Raw genomic sequence first — 17,718 nt, 5'->3', positions numbered from 1 at the left:
CGTTTAAGCAAATAGTTAAAGAAAAAATCGAAAATCTACGATGATAATCTTTAAAATTAATCTTCCTTCTACTAATATTGATAGAAAAAGCTTCAACAAACCTAGTGCTATTAACAGAAGATATTTTGGTAAGTGTATTTATATATACATTACAAAAGTCATTAGCCTTCATCATAATTCAGTTTATTCCCCACTAATCTAGCAGTTCTATCCTCACTATATTTAACAAAATAGACTTTTTCCAGAAAATCTATTATTAAATGAAACCATATTTATCAATTATCCGTAGACATAGGTAGAAAAGGAGTCGAAATCTATGAGTATCGAAGTTGCTATACATCGAGGCGGTTATCAGGATAAGGAACAAGTAATTTCTAATATAGAATTTAGCGTGCAAAGCGGTGAGCTTGTTGGCTTGATTGGCTCGAACGGAGCTGGTAAAAGTACAACACTACAAGCAATTATGGGCGTCCTCCCATTTATGGAAGGTAATATCTCAATTGAAGCATATGGCTATGTACCCGAGCGGCCAATAATCTATGAGTATTTTACTTTATGGGAGCATATCGATTTTTATATGCGCACAGTTGGTAAGGAGAAAGAACTGACTGCGCGTGCATATGAGTTACTGGAAATATTTCATTTAGAGAATAAATTGCATGAATTTCCAACATCCTTTTCAAAAGGTATGCAGCAAAAGGTCATGCTAATCTTAGCGTTCCTTGAAGATCGGTCCACTTATATTTTGGATGAACCTTTTATGGGACTTGATCCACAGGCTATGCGTAAGCTACTACAAATTATAGAGGAATTAAAAAATGAAGGTGCAGCCATTTTAATGAGTACCCATGCCCTTGATACCGCGGAAAGAATTTGTGACCGCTTCGTACTAATCGACAATGGGCAAATTCTACAGCAAGGAACACTCGAAACACTGCAAGTAGCAGTTTCACTAGAGAATGGATCACTGTTGGATGTTTTTGATGAACTACTAGAGGTCAAATGCCAATGAGTAATCTATTTCATGCTCGAAGAAAAATAGAACGTCGTAATAATTTCAAGCTAATCGCAAGTATTGTTGACTGGACAGTTGCCCTCTATATTGTTATTCCAGGCGCAATTATTGGCTTCTTTCTTTATAAAGATTTTGCTACTTATGTTGAAACACTTTGGGTGTCACAAGTTCCGCTCGTTTTTTGGATTGTGCTATTACTTTTATTCACAGGTATGCCCACCATTCGCACGTATTTACAACGGGCGGATCGCTTATTTCTAATCCAAAACAGTAAACAGATGATTCAGTTAAAACGAGCAGGATTTACTTGGACACTGACAAAACATCTATGTCGTATTGGAGTGTATCTCGCCTTATTAGCACCAATCTTCATTAATGTACATAACCTAACAATTCTAGATTTACTAAGTTATCTATTACTATTGTTTACGACAAGCTTTTGCAATGCATTAGTAGATTTACAAATGCAAAAAAAGTGGCAGCAATTTTGTATTTCAACTGCCATAAGGCTAGTTAGTTTAGCGTTATTTTTATACGTATCACCCGTTATGGTGGCCTTCATTTGCTCCATACTTTGTATCGTAAGTTTTATGTATTATGAACGTCATTTTGTGCAAAGCATCAAACATTTTGACCAATTAGTTGAACTCGATCAGGTCGAATTTTATAAATGGCAAAGTACAGTCTCCAAAACATCAATCGAACTTCGTAGCATGTTGATACCCAAAATGAAGAAACCCCTTCTTTTATGGACAAATTCAAAACGTATGTTTAGTCGTTCTGATTATTTTATCGAGGAATTAGTTTGTAAAACGATGCTTCGACAATCGCAGTATAAATGGGGCTATCTTCGCCTATTGTTAACTGGACTCGGGCTTATTATAGTAACGCCAGTTTGGACAAAATTTGTACTTTTGACTTTACTCTTCTTCGGCCTACGCTCCTACATAAAATCTTTACTACAGCAAATATTTGAACATAATGTATGGACGATTTTTCAAGTAACCGAAGAACAAATGCACCAAGCACGTAAACGACTATTAAAGGGCTTCGTCCATTTCCCTATGACTTTTGTCTTTGCTTTGCTTGTCATTTATTTAATAGGCTATTTGTGATTGTTAAATGAACTAATAACTTGCAATTCACTTCAAATATCTGCCACGAGAAAAACTACTAGCCATTTTCATGCGCATGTAATCGTCCCTAGGTCTTAGTCCAGTAGTTGACTCCTGACCTGAGCGTGCTCTTCTCTTACCCGAGCGAATTCTGGGCTGAACTGGGCGTGCTCTCCGCTTACCCGAGCGATTACGTGGCTGACCGGAGCGTTCCCTCTACTTACCTGAGCGTTCTCTCCGCTTACCCGAGCGAATTACTAAAGTATTGATCCATAGTTTAAAAAACTAAAAGAAGTGCGTATCTATAAAAAAATAGAAACGCACTTCTTAAAAACATTATTCGTCTTTAATTACGATAAAAACACCACTAAAGATTAGAATTGTACCTAACCAAAACGAAATACCAATTGTTTCACCTAATAATACCCACCCTAAAAAAGTTCCGACGATTGGCTGGAAGAAAAAGAATAATCCGCCACTGGAAGCGTTCATTAATTGCAGCCCTTTGTTCCACAAGAAAAAACCACCAGCAGTTGATACAATACCTAAGTATAATAAACCACCTGAAATTGTAGGCTGCAAAACACTAGACAAATCTAAATTATTTAGTCTTGGAAGTACTAAAGGAGTCAATAAAATTACAGCAATCATAGATGAGTAAGTAGTAATGACAACTTGTGAATATTGAGCTGGAATTTTTTTAACCAAAACGGACATTAATGCCCAAGTTAACGCAGCAATTAATAAATAAAATCCACCTAATTGTTGGGAAACATTTATCTGTCCACTTCCAACAATTATGCCAACTCCGATTGTTGCTAGCATAATGGAAAGGCATTTTTTTATAGTTATTTTTTCTTTCAAAATTAAGCGTGCAAATAGAACCATAAAAGCGGGTGTAGTCGAAGTAAGAATAGCACCCATTTGAGCAGTAGAAAGCATTGTGCCCATTTCTTGCGTGACAATGGATATTGTATTGCCAAATAGAGCGACAAGGAAAATAATTAGCCAATCCTTTTTAGCAATACGCCATGATTGCTTCATGCAAAACCCAATAATGGTAAGTGTAATTACAGCAATCACATAACGCATCCAGACAAGTTCCAATGGTGGAACAACTTCAACAACTACTTTTACTACGACATACATTGCGCCCCAAATACTCGCAGCAATTGATAAAAATAAGGCGCCTACTATTTTATTATTCATGTTTTTCCTCCGTTTATCATAGAAATCTATGTCCTTAACGGAGAAAATTTCTTCTACCGTTAAGGAAGAAGGATTGTTGGCACATCATTTTCAAATAATGGAGAAAACATCATGTATAATCACTCCAATCAAGTTAAGTTTTATTATTATAAATTAAATCAGGTGTGTTGATTAACAAATTTTATCCTATTCTTATAATAAAAAAAAGTGATTTCCGCTACAGGCTACTCGCTTTCCTGCAGGAGTCGAGTAGCCTGTAGCGGAAATCTATAAAAGTGGCGTTATTCATAAGGTAAACTTTTTATGGAAAAGCTGAGGAATCGCGATAAAAACCATACAATTATTCCCTAATCAACACGCTTGAAATTAAATACAATTGTTTGAATAGGGTGTGAGATTTTCAGTTTAATTTCTAAATAATATAAGTAAAATGTGCAACATCAAAGCTTCAAATACTTCTGTATAAACTTCCCTTTTAGCTTTGCGATTATATTAGATTTGGTGATCGTCATATCGGCTAGATCATTCAGAAATGTTGTAAGCACTTCATAGCCATCCTTTGTTACACGGATAGTATCAGAGTGTCGGTAACCGCCTATCCCCTCAATATAGATACCAGGCTCAATCGTAATCACCATATTTTCTTCTAATATTTCATTACTACCTTCTGCTATATACGGGCCTTCGTGATTGCTCAAGCCTACTCCATGCCCGGTCCGATGTAATAAACGTTGCAGTAGCCCGTGTTGATCAAAATAAGCTCGTGCCTCTGCATCGATGTCGGCTGCCCTTACACCTGCACGGACCATACTCAACGCCTGATTTCGTGCGTTTTGCATATGTTGGAACATTTCCACATCGTCTTTGGTAGGTTGTCCAAGAAAAAACGTCCGTTCACACTCTGCTGAATAGCCGTTAATTCGATAATAGGCCATCGCGACATTCGGTCCATCTCCAAATTGATCGCCTAGTGCAGGAATACTATGTGGCATCGCACTTGCTGGTGCATTCCAAACTGCTGTAAGCAATGACGTTGTGATTGGGTCAAATTGCTTTGTTTTTATCAGGTTGGTTTGTACTTTTTTTGACAAGGTAAAAGGTTCTAAGACACTAGCTCCTCGATAAATCGTATTAAAAATATCCGTCATTGCTTCATCGCATACTTTAGCACTCATGCGAATATTCCCAAGTTCATAGACGCTTTTCACTTTCCGTTGTTCTTCGACTAACTTCGCTAAAACTAGTTCCCTTGCTTGCACAAGATTATATATGTCTGCACGCATATTACTCTCAATTCCTATTCGTGAATAACCTTGGATCAACTGGTTTAATCGATCATACCAATTGCTCCCCTCTAAAGATGGAAACTCCCAATAAGCAACAATATTATAATTGATAATACTTTTATGTACGTGAGATTCTTCAAGCTTTGGTACAAGTAATATAGGTGTTTGATTTGGGACAACGACGATGAAAAAGGGACGTTCCTCTGGTTTGTATGTAATGTTTGTATAATACCAGATGTCTTCTTCCGCAGTAATAATATAAGCGTCATATTCGTTCGTAACTAACCTCTCTTGCAATTGCTTCATCCGGTTGATGAGTTCTGGCTTAAGCATTCCTATCACCTCAACATATTTCAATAATTTCCATAGTCCCCCTATTATACGTTGCAAATTAGTGAAAAATGACTTTTGGCTAGTTGAATGTAGTTCCTTAAGCATTGGCCTATTCATTATCTATTATTTTAGTAGTATTAGCTAAATGATTTTAGCTCCTTTTCTTGTAAATAGGCTTAAAGAATAATACTTTGCCTAAACCACTCCTAACATTCCCCTGTTTCAATCAAAGCCATGTGATTTTCAAGAGTACGTAATAGTTCCCTATATTTTCTTACCATACACCCCAGCTCAGATTGCGTTAGCATCTACTCACACTCCCGTCCTGTGTGGGGTGTATATGGTAACTAAAGAAATATCGGGAGATCAATAGAGAAACAAAGGACCTTGTAAGGGTGATAAATCAAAGACCTACTTATTAAACAACAACATTGTTCGTTGGCAGTGAATATTTCTCATCTTAATTTCACTTTTAAATATGTGTTCCGACGTTGCTTTCCTGAATCTGTTCATTGAGCTGGTTCTCTACATTCTCCGTTTTTTTCGACCAATAAGTGGCGAGGATCGGACCCGAAATATTATGCCAAACAGCACCAAGAACACTAGGTAAAGCGGCTAATGGACCAAAATGAGCAGTGGCTAACGCTACTCCTAAACCAGAGTTTTGCATTCCCACTTCAATAGAAATAGCTCTTCGATTACTTTCATCAAGTCCTAACACAAGCCCTGTTAAATAACCCAACAGCAATCCAAATGTATTATGGAGCACTACTGCCGTAAAAATAATGAATCCAGCCGAAGCGATGCTATCGACATTGCCCGCAACAACTGCCGAGACAATAATTATAATAGCAACTACTGAGATAAGAGGAATAACGTTAATGCTTTTTTCTACAACCTGAGGGGCGAATCTCCTTATAACAATACCTAAGATAATTGGAAAAATAATCACTTGAATAATTGAAGTAAACATTGCCATTGGGTCTACTGGCATCCATTTCCCTGCAAGTAATAGTAGTATTAATGGTGTGGTAATTGGTGCTAATAACGTTGAAAAAGATGTCATGGTGATTGATAATGGTACATTCCCTTTAGCTAGATATACCATGACGTTTGAAGCCGTCCCTCCTGGAACAGAACCAAGCAGGACTAATCCCGCTGCTAATTCTGCAGGCAAGTTCATAATATAAGCAATTAAAAAAGCGGTAAGTGGCATGATAATATATTGGGCACATACACCAATGATGACTGGTACTGGATTCGTTAGGATCAGTTTGAAATCCACCGCTTTTAACGTCAACCCCATACCAAACATAACGATGCCTAGCAAAATTGTGATATATCCTCCAAATATTAAAAATGGGTCCGGAACTATAAAAGCTATAACAGCTATACAGATGACCCATACGGCAAAGTATTTTCCTGCTATCGTACTAATGGCTTCTAAAATTTTCATATTCCCACTCCCTAATTCTTAATTTTTAAAATTTTATTCGGATTCAAAAGCGTGTCAGGATCGAGCGCTTGTTTAATTTTTTCCATTACAAGCAGAGCTTTTCCATGTTCCTTCTCTTGGTATTTCTGTTTACCTACACCGACACCATGCTCTCCTGTACAAGTTCCACCTCGTTCAAGTGCATACATCACAATCAATTCATTGAACTCATCAGCTTTTTTTACTTCTTCCGAATCATTCATATCAATCATTAACAGAACATGGAAATTTCCATCACCGACATGACCGACAATCCCCCCTGTAAGTGCTTGCGAATTTAGTGCTTCTCTTGCATGGTCAATAGCACCTGCTAACTCGGAAATTGGTAAACAAACATCCGTCACCATTAGCTTTTTTCCTGGGTGTCCATGGACATAGGCGTATGCTAAATTATGACGTGCTTCCCACAGCTGATTTCGAGCTGCATTATCAGCCTCAAATTCAATATTTTCACAATTGTACTCTGCTACAATGTCTTTCATAAATTCAACGTCTTGCTTTAAGCCAGCTTCATTTCCCTGAAACTCTAAAAATAAGGTGGGTTGTTCCTCATAAGCTGTTTTACTATGCAAATTCACTTGTTTCATTGAAGGTTCATCTACCAGTTCAACTCTTGCAATTGGAATTCCAGCTTGTAAAATACTAACGACTGCTTCGACAGCATCATTGACTGTTTCAAAGGATGCTCGTGCAGCCATAACATGTTCAGGAATCCCATAGACTCTTAACGTCAATTCAGTAAAGCAACCAAGCGTTCCTTCAGATCCTACAAATATACCGTTTAAATGATAACCTGATGAAGATTTTTCTGCTAAATTCCCCGTATGAATCACAGTACCATCTGATAAAACAACCTCTAAATCTCGAACTTGATCGCGCATAACTCCATATTTAACAGATGTTGTTCCACTAGCATTTGTGGCTGCCATTCCTCCGAGTGTTGCATCTGCTCCAGGATCCACAGAGAAAAACAATCCGTATTTTTTCAACTCTTTATTCAACTGAGAACGCGTTACCCCTGGTTGAACAATTACAAGAAAATCCTTATCTCTAACTTCTAGTATTTTGTTCATGAGGGAAAAATCAATCGTTATCCCGTGGTCATAAGGAATAACATGCCCTTCTAAGCTTGTGCCTCTTCCAAACGGTACTATTGGTACTTTATATTGGTTTGCTATGTTTATTATCTTACTCACTTGTTCTGTTGTTGTCGGAAACACAACAATATCTGGAAGACTTGTACTATGATACGATTCATCACTGCTATGTTGTTCTAAAATTGTTTGATTGATCGTTACTTGGCTTTCTGAAACAATACTTCGTAGAGCAATCATCACTTCTTCATTTGTTGCAATCATTTTTTTCTCCCCTTTTTACGCTCATTCTTCTAACGTACTTGTTAATAGTATTTTGGTAGTTTTAATTATTAATATATATGTCATACCAATTCATCCGATTATTAGAATTGGTCCAACCTTTTATTATCATACTAAATATTCTGAAAATATCAACAATTTTCATTTTTCTAAAATTGATAATCTTAAATTATTTTTGTATGATTAAAGCGTTTATTAAACATATATTTGAGAGGAGGAACATAGGGAATGCCGCAACCAAAGAAGAAAGCATATCAAGTAATCGTTGATCAAATAAGAGAATATTTTTTAAATGGGGAATTACAGCCTGGAGATAAGCTCCCGACGGAAAGAGAATTAGCGAGTCGTTTTAGTGTAAGTCGAACATCGGTTAGAGAGGCACTTCGGAAGCTTGAAATAAAAGGAATTATAGAAATTAAACAAGGCAGTGGCAGCTTTATCAAAACACCAGAATACCAATCTTTTGGTGAAGAGCTTTCATCTACAATCATAAAAACTGAAAAAAAACTAATATATGAAATGCTAGAGCTTCGCCAGGCACTTGAAGTAGAATGTGCCTTTCTAGCTTCACAACGAGCCACTTCTGAAGACTTAGAACGAATTGGTAAAGCATTAGAAATGATGGATCGAGTTAAAAATGATGTTGAATTAGGAATTCAAGCTGATTTAAGTTTCCATATCAATATTGTGCTTGCTTCACATAATTCGATATTTTTACAATTAATCCAAACTCTTAGTGAACATATGCAAGATACAATCCGAGCTACCCGAAGACAACGATTGAAAGATCCTGAACGTATACAAGAGACTGTTGATGAACATAAGGAAATATACTTGGCAATCGCAGCTGGCGATGCAAACCAAGCCAAACTGCTCATGGAAAAGCATATTAAGCAAATAAGGAGAGAATTAACGGAGTCACTATTATTTCATGTTGAAGAAAAACACGAGAAGACTCAATTATAGTTCCCTATGTTAGTATTTTACATATAAACTTTTATCTTCGCTGGGTTGAAGTCGCTTTTAATATCATGCAGTCCATAGCTTACTAGCCTTGAGATCTATTTTCTTGAGTATTTAAGTTTATTTAATTCCTTTGTTAAATATTGAACTTGCTTTTCTAATTCATCTATTTTGTTCGAGTTGATATCGTTACTGGTAGTAGGTTGCTGCGCTTCTTCTAATGCCATAATTGCTGCAACTGTAGCTAGACCATCACCCAATGTAGTAATTATCCCAGCAATTACAGCCAGTTTAGCAGCATCATTTTCAACACCCGATAAAAGATCCGTTATATTAAAATAATCTTTGCTTTTACTCAAATTTCAACCTCCCTAAAATAATCATTGTTAAATCATATTCTGAATCCACTTTTTTAATGCGGATGTTTAAATCAAAGTGGGTATTAGTAGCAAATTGAAATAATTTAATGGGAAAATTGAGGTTCGTGTAAAAAAGAAAACACTCAGTATATGGAATAGAACTCTCACTACTTACTAAAATACCTATCTGATAAAATTAAAAAGGCAGATGCCCTCATTCGTTCTGGCATCCACCTTTTTATCATTTGTTATTGACCATTCCTTGTACAAGCATTTCTCTAAATTCTTGTACTTGATCTGCTTTTATCGCAATTTTTTTATATTTCTTTTTAAAACCTAAAATAATCGTCACATCAATAGGTTCCTTCATATTTAAAATAAACTGTGGGTACACCTTGTCAAAATCACGTACTACAAAATCAATCGTATCCTTTGATAATTTGCCTTCTAATCGGGCTTTATCTTCAATTACTTCTTCAATATCTGCAAAACGAATTTCCGCTCGCTTCATTAAGCCAAGTGACAAATATAATCGATCATGCGTTACATGAACCGGATTCAAACGAATTGCCTGCATATCTCCCACAAAAAACACTACCGAATATACATTGATTAACAGTAAAATAATCGAAAGGAGCATTGATTTCTCATGTAGCCACCAATGGATACCCATTGTCTCAATAACAATGGCATGAATAATCATAATTTGAAATGCGATGTAACTAGAGTTTTTATGCAAAGTTAGACCCGGTTTTGCTTTTCTCTTCCAACTCGCAAATGCATAATAAAACATTAATAACTCAGCACAAATTACTTGAATGATAGAATACTTTGGTGCGTGTTGTTCAACGGCGTTTGCATATGCGAACAAGTCAGGCGATGGACTCATTCTAACATCAGCAATTATTTTTGGCATGTAACGAACAAGTGTCACTACGAGTAATACTTCAAATAAAACTAACGCGCCTTCTATAGCAAAACCAACCCATGTTACAGCTACAAAAGGTTGTAAATACTCTATCGGGATAATAAATCGCGCAGCAATACAACCAGAAGCTGCTAAAAGAACAGCTTGCTTAACAGAAAACTTCCGTTTATACAGCATAAATAACACAGGCATGATTACGACAAAATCAATCAAAGACCCAACTACAACACCCTGTGATTCTCCCTTTATAATGGAAAGGCCAAAGCCTGTATTGTAGATCATGTAATTACTTACTAATACCAATAGTAAAAAAGCTAACCAAACATTCTGTTTCTTCTTTAATGCTACCATTCCTATCTCTCCCGTCTACCCCTATAGTCTCTTACACATCAAAATATTGGACTCATCACCATAACTTAAGGGTGATTTCTGTTCCGGCTGAGCGCTTTCCAAGGGGCGTTCAGCCGGAAATCCAATCATCAAGTACTTTAATCAAATGTCATCCCCGACTTTTGGTAATGAACCAACTATTGTCATCAGAAATAATAGTTACTCATTATCCTTTAGAGTGAACGATACTATTCACATCTTGACAGCAAGTTCTCCAGAAAGTCTTTCTTACTCTTCATCTAGAGCACTCTCTTTCAACACAATCCCACTTAACTTCTCAACAATATATTTCAATTGCTCCAATTCATCCATTTCCATCTTTGAATAATATTTCGAAACGATAAAACGTCTTATTTCTTCCTCTTTTTCGAAATACTTGACTCCCGCTACATCCAATTGCACAAAAATTTCACGGCGATTCTCCGGGTTAATTCTACGTGAAAGGTAGTTCTGCTCTTCCAGTTTACTAACTAGCTGTCCAACAGCACTTGAAGTGATATTAAGGTATTGTGCAATTTGACCAATCGTCACATTTGAATTTTTATTGATAAAATCAATGAGAATCATTTGCTTAGCTGATAAATCATCCGTCACTAAATGTTGGTATACTTTTACAAAATGGCTATCCATTGAATAAATTGCATCATTAATATCCTGTACAAGTTGATATATTTTCTCATCGCGTTGTGCCATTAATTCTCAAATCCTTAAAGTATAATTAATAGTCAAGATAACTTGACTATTAATTATACTTTATCACATTTCCTCAATTTGTCAAACAGAACAAAAAACGGTCGTAAACACTCCGCAGCTGTTTTACATAGCTAAAAATAACAACCTTACAAAAAAGCTTTCCTATATGCATATGGAGAGTAGCCTGTGTATTCCTTAAACTTTTCAATATAATAACTTACCGTACTAAAACCCGTATCAGCAGCAATTTCTGTAATTGAACGCTCCTTATTTCGTAGTAACTCCATGCTTTTCTGAAGACGATAATGAAGTAAATACTCAAACGTAGTCATGCCAACCATTTTCTTAAAAAAGCGGCTACACTCGGCACGACTTAAAAACACATGGGCTGCCAAGTCATCTAGCAACACTTTTTCCATATAGTGTGTATGTAAATAATCAATCATTTGCTTTACTCTCTCATGCTGCACAACGTTTGAAATCGTTACTTGTTCTTCCATCAATGAAGATTGCTCCAACAAGGACTCCCATATATGTAATAGCCCCCGCCATACTTTCAGTTCATACAGCCGCTTCTGTTCCTTTAATAATTTTGCTACAGCCTCCACCTCATTTGCCACATCAACTGACAATTTCACAAAAGAGCGTCTTCCTTCAACGACATATGGCAATACATATTGAGTAGCGAAAATACTATTTTCATGCCCAGCTAGCATTATTGGATCTACATTTATACAATAAAATACTGCATCCTCCACCTCAAAAGGCTTAGCCGCATGTAATCGACCCCCATTCACAAATAGACTTTCTCCCGCTTCTAACACAAAAGACTCATACCCTACTTGGTATAAAATACGACCCGTTTTTACGTAGACAAATTGAATTTCCTTATGCCAATGTAAAGGTAGAAAATCTGTTCTGTCTAAGCGTAATATCGTTTCATAAAGGGCCACTGGAAATGACTTTGAACCGTGAGATTTTAATTCCTGTAGGTCTTTCGCTAATTTTATGTGTGTCAACGCCAATTTCCTCACCTCAATATATTGATACTTTTCAAGTGAAATACGATATTTTTACTTGTTTAAATTTACTATAATCATCTTATATTGATAGTTTAGGAGATGTTGCAACATGAATCAACTAGCCAAAAAAAATAAAACAATTGGATTGACCCTTGTTATTTTAGGCGCAAGTTTTTGGGGCATTGGTGGTACGGTAGCACAGCGTCTATTTCAACAAGAAAATATTGAGGTGGGCTGGCTCGTTTCTAGTAGACTGTTAGCGGCTGGCATTCTACTCATAGTCATCTACAAAATAACCCATCGCAAAGACTCTATTTTTGCCATTTGGCAAACACGAAAAAGTGCATTTAGACAAATACTTTTTAGCTTAGTTGGCATGCTGGCTGTGCAATATACTTACATGGCTTCTATTTCACATGGCAACTCGGCTGTAGCTACGATGCTACAATATTTATCACCACTTTTCATAATGGCGTACTATGTACTCACTCGGCACAGTAAATTAACCAAGCACGATGGGATCGCAGTGACGTTAACGCTTATCGGGACATTTTTGCTGCTCACCAATGGCTCCATTTCTACATTTTCTGTTCCTACTCCGGCAATTATCTGGGGTGTTTTATCGGGGCTTTCAGCTGCCTTTTACACATTGTACGCTGTCCCTCTCTTAAAGCAATTCCACTCACTTCTCGTTGTAGGTTGGGCAATGCTAATAGGGGGCTGTATCATGAGTATTTTCCATCGACCTTGGCAAATAAATGTCTCGAGTTGGACTTTTGAAACAACTGGTTACTTCATCTTCATTGTGATATTTGGTACAATGTTGGCCTTTTGGTTTTACATTGAAAGCTTACAATATTTATCGCCGAAAGAAACCAGTTTACTCGGGAGTTTAGAACCGCTCGCGGCAGTCGTAACTAGTGTTTTATGGCTACAAATCGACTTCGGATTTTTTCAATTTATAGGAACACTCTTAATTTTATGTATGATTTTATATCTAACCACCTTTCAAAGAACAGCTAAATAATATAAAAAAAAAGCACATTAGTCCCCATACAACTCTTTTCATCAGATAAATCTAATATCAATAGGCTACTAATACCTATATGTCCTTTTTATCGCTGTGAAAATATACATATCTTTTACATATTTTATGTAGCTTATTTTCTGCTTTGTGCATTATACTGAAAATATTATTTACCACTAAGGGGGAGTTTGATTGGAGAAAAAAGTAATATTTTTCGAGGTGCAAGGTGGGAGTGATAAGGGTTCAGATGGTCATCGTAAAGATACAATGCCAATGGTTGATGCACTAAAAGAACGTGGTCAAGATGCGGAAGTAATTTTCTTTGATGTAACAAAAAAAGATGAAATATTTAATTATGTAAAACAAAATGGGGTTGCTTATGTTTCCCGAATAAATCCAGGGAATCTTCAACATGAGGTGGAGTATTTCGAAATGTTACGAGATTTATGTACAGCAGGCGTAATTGGTATGCCACATCCCGATGCGATGATTGGTTATGGTTCTAAAGACGTTCTGTCAAAACTTGTATCGACAAACCTCGTGCCAGACGATACGTTCGCTTATTACACAATCGAAGCCTTTAAAGCTCAATTTCCAAAAGCGCTTGCCATCACAGAGCGTGTCTTGAAGCAAAATCGAGGTTCAACTGGGGAAGGTATTTGGCGCGTAAAGTTAGTAGAGCCGCTTGCAGAAGGTGTCAACGAAGTGCCACTTGATGCACAGATTAAATGTACAGAAGCGAAAGACAATCATGTAGAATACTGGAAGCTTGGCGAGTTCATGTCATTTTGTGAACAGTACATCACTGGCACAAATGGTATGTTAATTGATATGCGTTTCCTACCACGAATTACAGAAGGCGAAATCCGTTTATTCATGCTTCGTGATAAACCTGTTCATGTTGTACATAAAAAACCAGCAAATTCTGAAGATGCCTTCAGCGCTACACTCTTCTCAGGTGCACAATATCGCTATGATTCTCCAGAAGAATGGGAAGAACTTGTACAAAATTTCTTAACATCGTTGCCACAGGTGAGAAATCTACTTGGTAATTATGCGTTACCGTTGATTTGGACAGCTGATTTCATGCTAGATACAGATGAGTCTGGCGAGGACTGCTATATATTAGGGGAAATGAATTGTTCGTGTGTGGGCTTCACATCCGAGCTAACGCTTGCACACCAGGTAGCCGAAGAAATTTTAGCTTGCATAAGAGAAACTATTGAAATTACAGCTTAATAAAAAAGTGCGACACATCGTCGCACTTTTTAAATATACACTTGAATGGATAAAATAAATTCATAAATGAAATAGCCAGCAAATCCAAGTAACAGCACTCCAGCTGCAATCGTTAACCTCTTAATCATCGTATGATTCATGGCCTTCCTTGTTATAGAAATAATCGCCATCAAGCCTACATCATGTAGCAAAATACCACTTAAAACACCGGCAGCTACGATAAGAAAATTTGTCGACTCTCCGTGATCATACGACTTAGCCAGTACAACACCAAAAACATTAATCCAAAAAACAAGATTCCCTGGGGATACCGCCACAAATAAGCCATTCCGATAAGAACTGAAAAAGGATTTTGACACCTTTTCCCCTGACAACGTTATTCCCTGATCGGCATTTTTGATGGAATCGTATCCTAAAAACAAGAGAAACCCTGCTCCTATAAGCCACATTGGAACTTGAATAATCGGCATTGCTAAGATAGAGGCAAGTCCCATATACAAAGCAAAAATTAGTAGTATATCGATTGTCATACCACCTAGCCCAACAGCCCAACCATGTATAAAGCCATTCTTCAAACCTTGCTTCGTCATTTCTACGGTAATAGCACCTACAGGCATAGCAATCGCAAGCCCGACCATCACATATGCTAAATATAAACTCAAAAAAACACTTCTTTCATGTATTAAAATAAGCTTCATACGTCCGTTTATACGATTATTATAGCATAAAAATTCATTATAATTACTATATATAAATATTTATACAAAAACGTTACATATTGACTTTTCTATTTCCCCAACGTACTATACCCTAGTACGTATTAAATAATTATTTAGGAGGATAATCCATGCAAAAAATATTTTTAACGCTTGTAGCAGTATTGTTACTTGTTGGTTGCTCAGCTAGCGAAAAATCCTATGAAACGATAGAAATAACAACTATTGAAAGCAAAGTCTCAGATGGCTGGCAAATTGTTGATGTTCGGGAAATTGAAGAATACAACGGCGGTCACATTCCAAACGCATTAAACGTTCCACTCACTTCCATTTCAAAGGGTGAATACGCTTCACTCGAGCAAGACCAGAACTATATCATTATTTGTCAAAGCGGCAATCGCTCACAAACAGCGAGTGAACAACTGACAAAGGCAGGCTTCCAAGTGCTTAATGTCAAACAAGGCATGAGCTCTTGGACTGGTGATATTATTACTGAAGAACAAAGTCGGTAAAGCACTCGATTAAATGCGATCTGCAATGTCACATCGTGTGAGCCTCAGCTGCTAGGGAACCCAGAACCGGAAACCAAAAAAATGCATTCCATCGCTTTAGCTTATTCTACGATTAAAAGTCTATAATTTCCTTAAAAATAAGCTCTGTTTGATGAAAAGAAAAGGACAACGGTTTAATGTCCTTTTCTAACTAAAATTACCTAAATGGCAAACTTAAAATATAACCGATATAGAAAAACAACTCTCGTAAGAAGAACGGTGCTTTACTACTCAATGTCTTATATACGGAACTTTGCGTAGGTGATGAATATGCTTCCATTCCAGTGTTTTTTGCCATTAACATTGCTCTTTTCATATGCATTGGGTCGCTTACAATAGTAAATGTGTTGATGTTTTGCTCACCTGCAATTTCATAAGCGTATTTTAAGTTTTCTTCTGTGATTTTGGATTTAGTTTCAATCAGTATATCTTCAGAATTAACATTGTTTTTAATAGCATAATCCCTTGCAACCTCAGACTCTGCATACTTATCGCCTTTGCCCTTGCCACCAGTAAAAATAATTTTATCTACATAATCATTCTCATAAAGCCAGATAGAATGATTTATCCTCTCGCGTAAAACAGGAGATGGTTCTTGATCCCAAGCAGCAGCACCAAGTACTACAGCAACATCAGTTTTAACTAATTGAACTTTGACACTAAAAGACAAAATGCTAAAAGCTGAATAGCATATAAAAATAAGAAAACTAACTATTATGCCAAAGATTAATCTTAAACCTAATTTTTTCGTCAATTTAAATCCATCCTTTACGCTATTCAAGTCGTCGTTAGTGATAACTTTAATGATATCTCGCTATCAACTCACATTTCCCCCCTGTAACGGAAATCAACAGGTTCATTGGACAAATCCTCAAATAATCATCACTTAGAATTTATTGATGTAATTTATATTCAACAATATGAAATGAAGCTTCCCTCCTTTTCAATGAGAGAAGCTTCGCCTTTTTATAACATTTGTTTCTTCCACTGTGCAAGGGCATCTTTTGACTTTGCCAGCTCCACTTTTAATGCAACTTGCTTGGCACTGCAACGTTTTTCCGCCTTACTCCAAGCCTCTTCAAGCGCTGGTAAATAGCTTAAATTTTTCGTAGTTGCGACAAACTGTAACAGAATATTCCCCTGCACGAAATACCAACGTGGGTTCATACTGTCTAACTGGAGTGCTTCTTCAATTAAGCGGAGTGCTAAATATGGGCTTCCTTCTATACGATTGATAAACTGTGCGAAAGCTCCCCAATACAGCGCTTTATTCGGCTGTAATTTAACAGCCTCTGCATACTGTGCCATCGCTTTATCATTTTCTTTTGCCAACCAAAAAAACTCTGCCATTGTGTAATAAGCATTTGCCTGTGCTTCCACTGGTCCTACCAATAATTCATCCACAACCTTGCCAAATAGCTCCGAATCCTGACTGCCCAAATATGCAGCTAAAACATCACGCTCTGGATACGATTCGTCCGCACGTTCAACACTTTGTTTTAACTTAACCTCAGTCGGTTTTGGCATATTGTCATAGCCATTTGCTTGTAACAATGCTACATGTTGCTGCACCATTAAAAATGACTCATCCGACACAAACGATGGATCAGCTAATAACGCTTTTGCGACCTCATAACTTTCCTTTACTTGCCCACTTTCAAATAATTCATTGATATATTTTACTCTCTCATCAAACTGTTTAATCACTATTAAAATCCCGCCTTCACTTAAAGAAAAAGTCTTTCTATAAGTTTACCATCTTTAGTGTGAAAATTAGATATTTTCTTTCAATTAATATTTTGAGTGTTTTTTTATAGAAACATCATAATAGTTTCTTTATCTTTTTGTAATGAATCCCTAAGAGCAAAACCTTTTGAGGCAAGCTAATGATCAAGTTCCGGTAATGTTACGTCAAGATTTAAAATATACTGTATTTGAAAATCCCCTTATGTTCAATTGTCTAATTAATTTAACCTCTAATTTCAGCCAATTCTACATTAT

General features: G+C 36.6%; 17 protein-coding genes. 6 read left to right on the top strand and 11 right to left on the bottom strand.

What is annotated here, in order from left to right; translation table 11 throughout:
• The first annotated feature begins 316 nt into the window (after positions 1 to 316).
• Positions 317 to 1,012 (top strand): ABC transporter ATP-binding protein, encoded by a 696-nt coding sequence (locus ACIQZG_RS10125; RefSeq protein ID WP_402755060.1) that lies wholly within the window; start codon positions 317 to 319, stop codon positions 1,010 to 1,012.
• The gene (locus ACIQZG_RS10120) at positions 1,009 to 2,130 is read left to right on the top strand and encodes an ABC transporter permease (RefSeq protein WP_402755059.1); all 1,122 of its coding nucleotides are present in this window, start codon (positions 1,009 to 1,011) and stop codon (positions 2,128 to 2,130) included. The genes ACIQZG_RS10125 and ACIQZG_RS10120 overlap by 4 nt, the downstream gene beginning before the upstream one ends.
• A 336-nt stretch (positions 2,131 to 2,466) precedes the next feature.
• On the opposite strand, the gene ACIQZG_RS10115 is transcribed toward ACIQZG_RS10120, so the two are convergent.
• From ACIQZG_RS10115 to ACIQZG_RS10100, 4 genes are all read right to left on the bottom strand, one after another.
• A complete protein-coding gene (locus ACIQZG_RS10115) occupies positions 2,467 to 3,339 on the bottom strand; it encodes a DMT family transporter (RefSeq protein WP_402755058.1) in 873 nt (290 codons plus the stop codon).
• A 440-nt stretch (positions 3,340 to 3,779) separates the two neighbouring features.
• Complete coding sequence (locus ACIQZG_RS10110; protein WP_402755057.1) at positions 3,780 to 4,958, bottom strand: M24 family metallopeptidase; 1,179 nt, start codon at positions 4,956 to 4,958, stop codon at positions 3,780 to 3,782.
• Between the two features lie 472 nt (positions 4,959 to 5,430).
• Positions 5,431 to 6,414 (bottom strand): bile acid:sodium symporter family protein, encoded by a 984-nt coding sequence (locus ACIQZG_RS10105; protein WP_402755056.1) that lies wholly within the window; start codon positions 6,412 to 6,414, stop codon positions 5,431 to 5,433.
• An 11-nt stretch (positions 6,415 to 6,425) separates the two neighbouring features.
• Positions 6,426 to 7,811 (bottom strand): FAD-binding oxidoreductase, encoded by a 1,386-nt coding sequence (locus ACIQZG_RS10100; RefSeq protein ID WP_402755055.1) that lies wholly within the window; start codon positions 7,809 to 7,811, stop codon positions 6,426 to 6,428.
• Between the two features lie 246 nt (positions 7,812 to 8,057).
• On the opposite strand from ACIQZG_RS10100, the gene ACIQZG_RS10095 reads away from it, so the two are divergent.
• Positions 8,058 to 8,795 (top strand): FadR/GntR family transcriptional regulator, encoded by a 738-nt coding sequence (locus tag ACIQZG_RS10095; protein ID WP_402755054.1) that lies wholly within the window; start codon positions 8,058 to 8,060, stop codon positions 8,793 to 8,795.
• A gap of 95 nt (positions 8,796 to 8,890) precedes the next feature.
• Here the strand turns inward: ACIQZG_RS10095 and ACIQZG_RS10090 are convergent, their stop codons facing one another.
• From ACIQZG_RS10090 to ACIQZG_RS10075, 4 genes are all read right to left on the bottom strand, one after another.
• A complete protein-coding gene (locus ACIQZG_RS10090) occupies positions 8,891 to 9,151 on the bottom strand; it encodes a hypothetical protein (RefSeq protein ID WP_402755053.1) in 261 nt (86 codons plus the stop codon).
• A 241-nt stretch (positions 9,152 to 9,392) separates the two neighbouring features.
• Positions 9,393 to 10,430, bottom strand: a complete 1,038-nt coding sequence (locus ACIQZG_RS10085; protein WP_402755052.1) for a beta-carotene 15,15'-monooxygenase — start codon at positions 10,428 to 10,430, stop codon at positions 9,393 to 9,395.
• Positions 10,431 to 10,697: 267 nt separating this feature from the next.
• Positions 10,698 to 11,162 carry a MarR family winged helix-turn-helix transcriptional regulator gene (locus ACIQZG_RS10080; RefSeq protein WP_402755051.1) on the bottom strand — a complete coding sequence of 155 codons (465 nt, stop codon included), beginning with the start codon at positions 11,160 to 11,162 and terminating at the stop codon, positions 10,698 to 10,700.
• 146 nt (positions 11,163 to 11,308) lie between these two features.
• Positions 11,309 to 12,181, bottom strand: a complete 873-nt coding sequence (locus ACIQZG_RS10075; RefSeq protein WP_402755050.1) for an AraC family transcriptional regulator — start codon at positions 12,179 to 12,181, stop codon at positions 11,309 to 11,311.
• Positions 12,182 to 12,293: 112 nt separating this feature from the next.
• Here ACIQZG_RS10075 and ACIQZG_RS10070 point away from each other — a divergent pair, with 112 nt between their 5' ends.
• Both ACIQZG_RS10070 and ACIQZG_RS10065 read left to right on the top strand, forming a co-directional pair.
• The gene (locus ACIQZG_RS10070; RefSeq protein WP_402755049.1) at positions 12,294 to 13,211 is read left to right on the top strand and encodes a DMT family transporter; all 918 of its coding nucleotides are present in this window, start codon (positions 12,294 to 12,296) and stop codon (positions 13,209 to 13,211) included.
• A 192-nt stretch (positions 13,212 to 13,403) separates the two neighbouring features.
• Entirely contained in the window at positions 13,404 to 14,450 is a 1,047-nt protein-coding gene (locus ACIQZG_RS10065) for a Cj0069 family protein (protein WP_402755048.1), read from the top strand.
• A 29-nt stretch (positions 14,451 to 14,479) separates the two neighbouring features.
• Here the strand turns inward: ACIQZG_RS10065 and ACIQZG_RS10060 are convergent, their stop codons facing one another.
• Positions 14,480 to 15,112 (bottom strand): LysE family transporter, encoded by a 633-nt coding sequence (locus ACIQZG_RS10060; RefSeq protein ID WP_402755047.1) that lies wholly within the window; start codon positions 15,110 to 15,112, stop codon positions 14,480 to 14,482.
• Between the two features lie 185 nt (positions 15,113 to 15,297).
• Here ACIQZG_RS10060 and ACIQZG_RS10055 point away from each other — a divergent pair, with 185 nt between their 5' ends.
• The gene (locus ACIQZG_RS10055) at positions 15,298 to 15,678 is read left to right on the top strand and encodes a rhodanese-like domain-containing protein (RefSeq protein ID WP_402755046.1); all 381 of its coding nucleotides are present in this window, start codon (positions 15,298 to 15,300) and stop codon (positions 15,676 to 15,678) included.
• Positions 15,679 to 15,874: 196 nt separating this feature from the next.
• On the opposite strand, the gene ACIQZG_RS10050 is transcribed toward ACIQZG_RS10055, so the two are convergent.
• Both ACIQZG_RS10050 and ACIQZG_RS10045 read right to left on the bottom strand, forming a co-directional pair.
• The gene (locus tag ACIQZG_RS10050) at positions 15,875 to 16,471 is read right to left on the bottom strand and encodes a YdcF family protein (RefSeq protein ID WP_402755045.1); all 597 of its coding nucleotides are present in this window, start codon (positions 16,469 to 16,471) and stop codon (positions 15,875 to 15,877) included.
• A gap of 212 nt (positions 16,472 to 16,683) precedes the next feature.
• Positions 16,684 to 17,424 (bottom strand): tetratricopeptide repeat protein, encoded by a 741-nt coding sequence (locus tag ACIQZG_RS10045; protein ID WP_402755044.1) that lies wholly within the window; start codon positions 17,422 to 17,424, stop codon positions 16,684 to 16,686.
• Between the last annotated feature and the right edge of the window lie 294 nt (positions 17,425 to 17,718).

Origin of the sequence: Lysinibacillus sp. NPDC096418, assembly GCF_044762775.1 — a bacterium.
Taxonomy (GTDB): domain Bacteria; phylum Bacillota; class Bacilli; order Bacillales_A; family Planococcaceae; genus Lysinibacillus.
The sequence above is the reverse complement of the archived record's forward strand: the minus strand, read 5'-3'. Positions and strand labels throughout refer to the sequence as shown.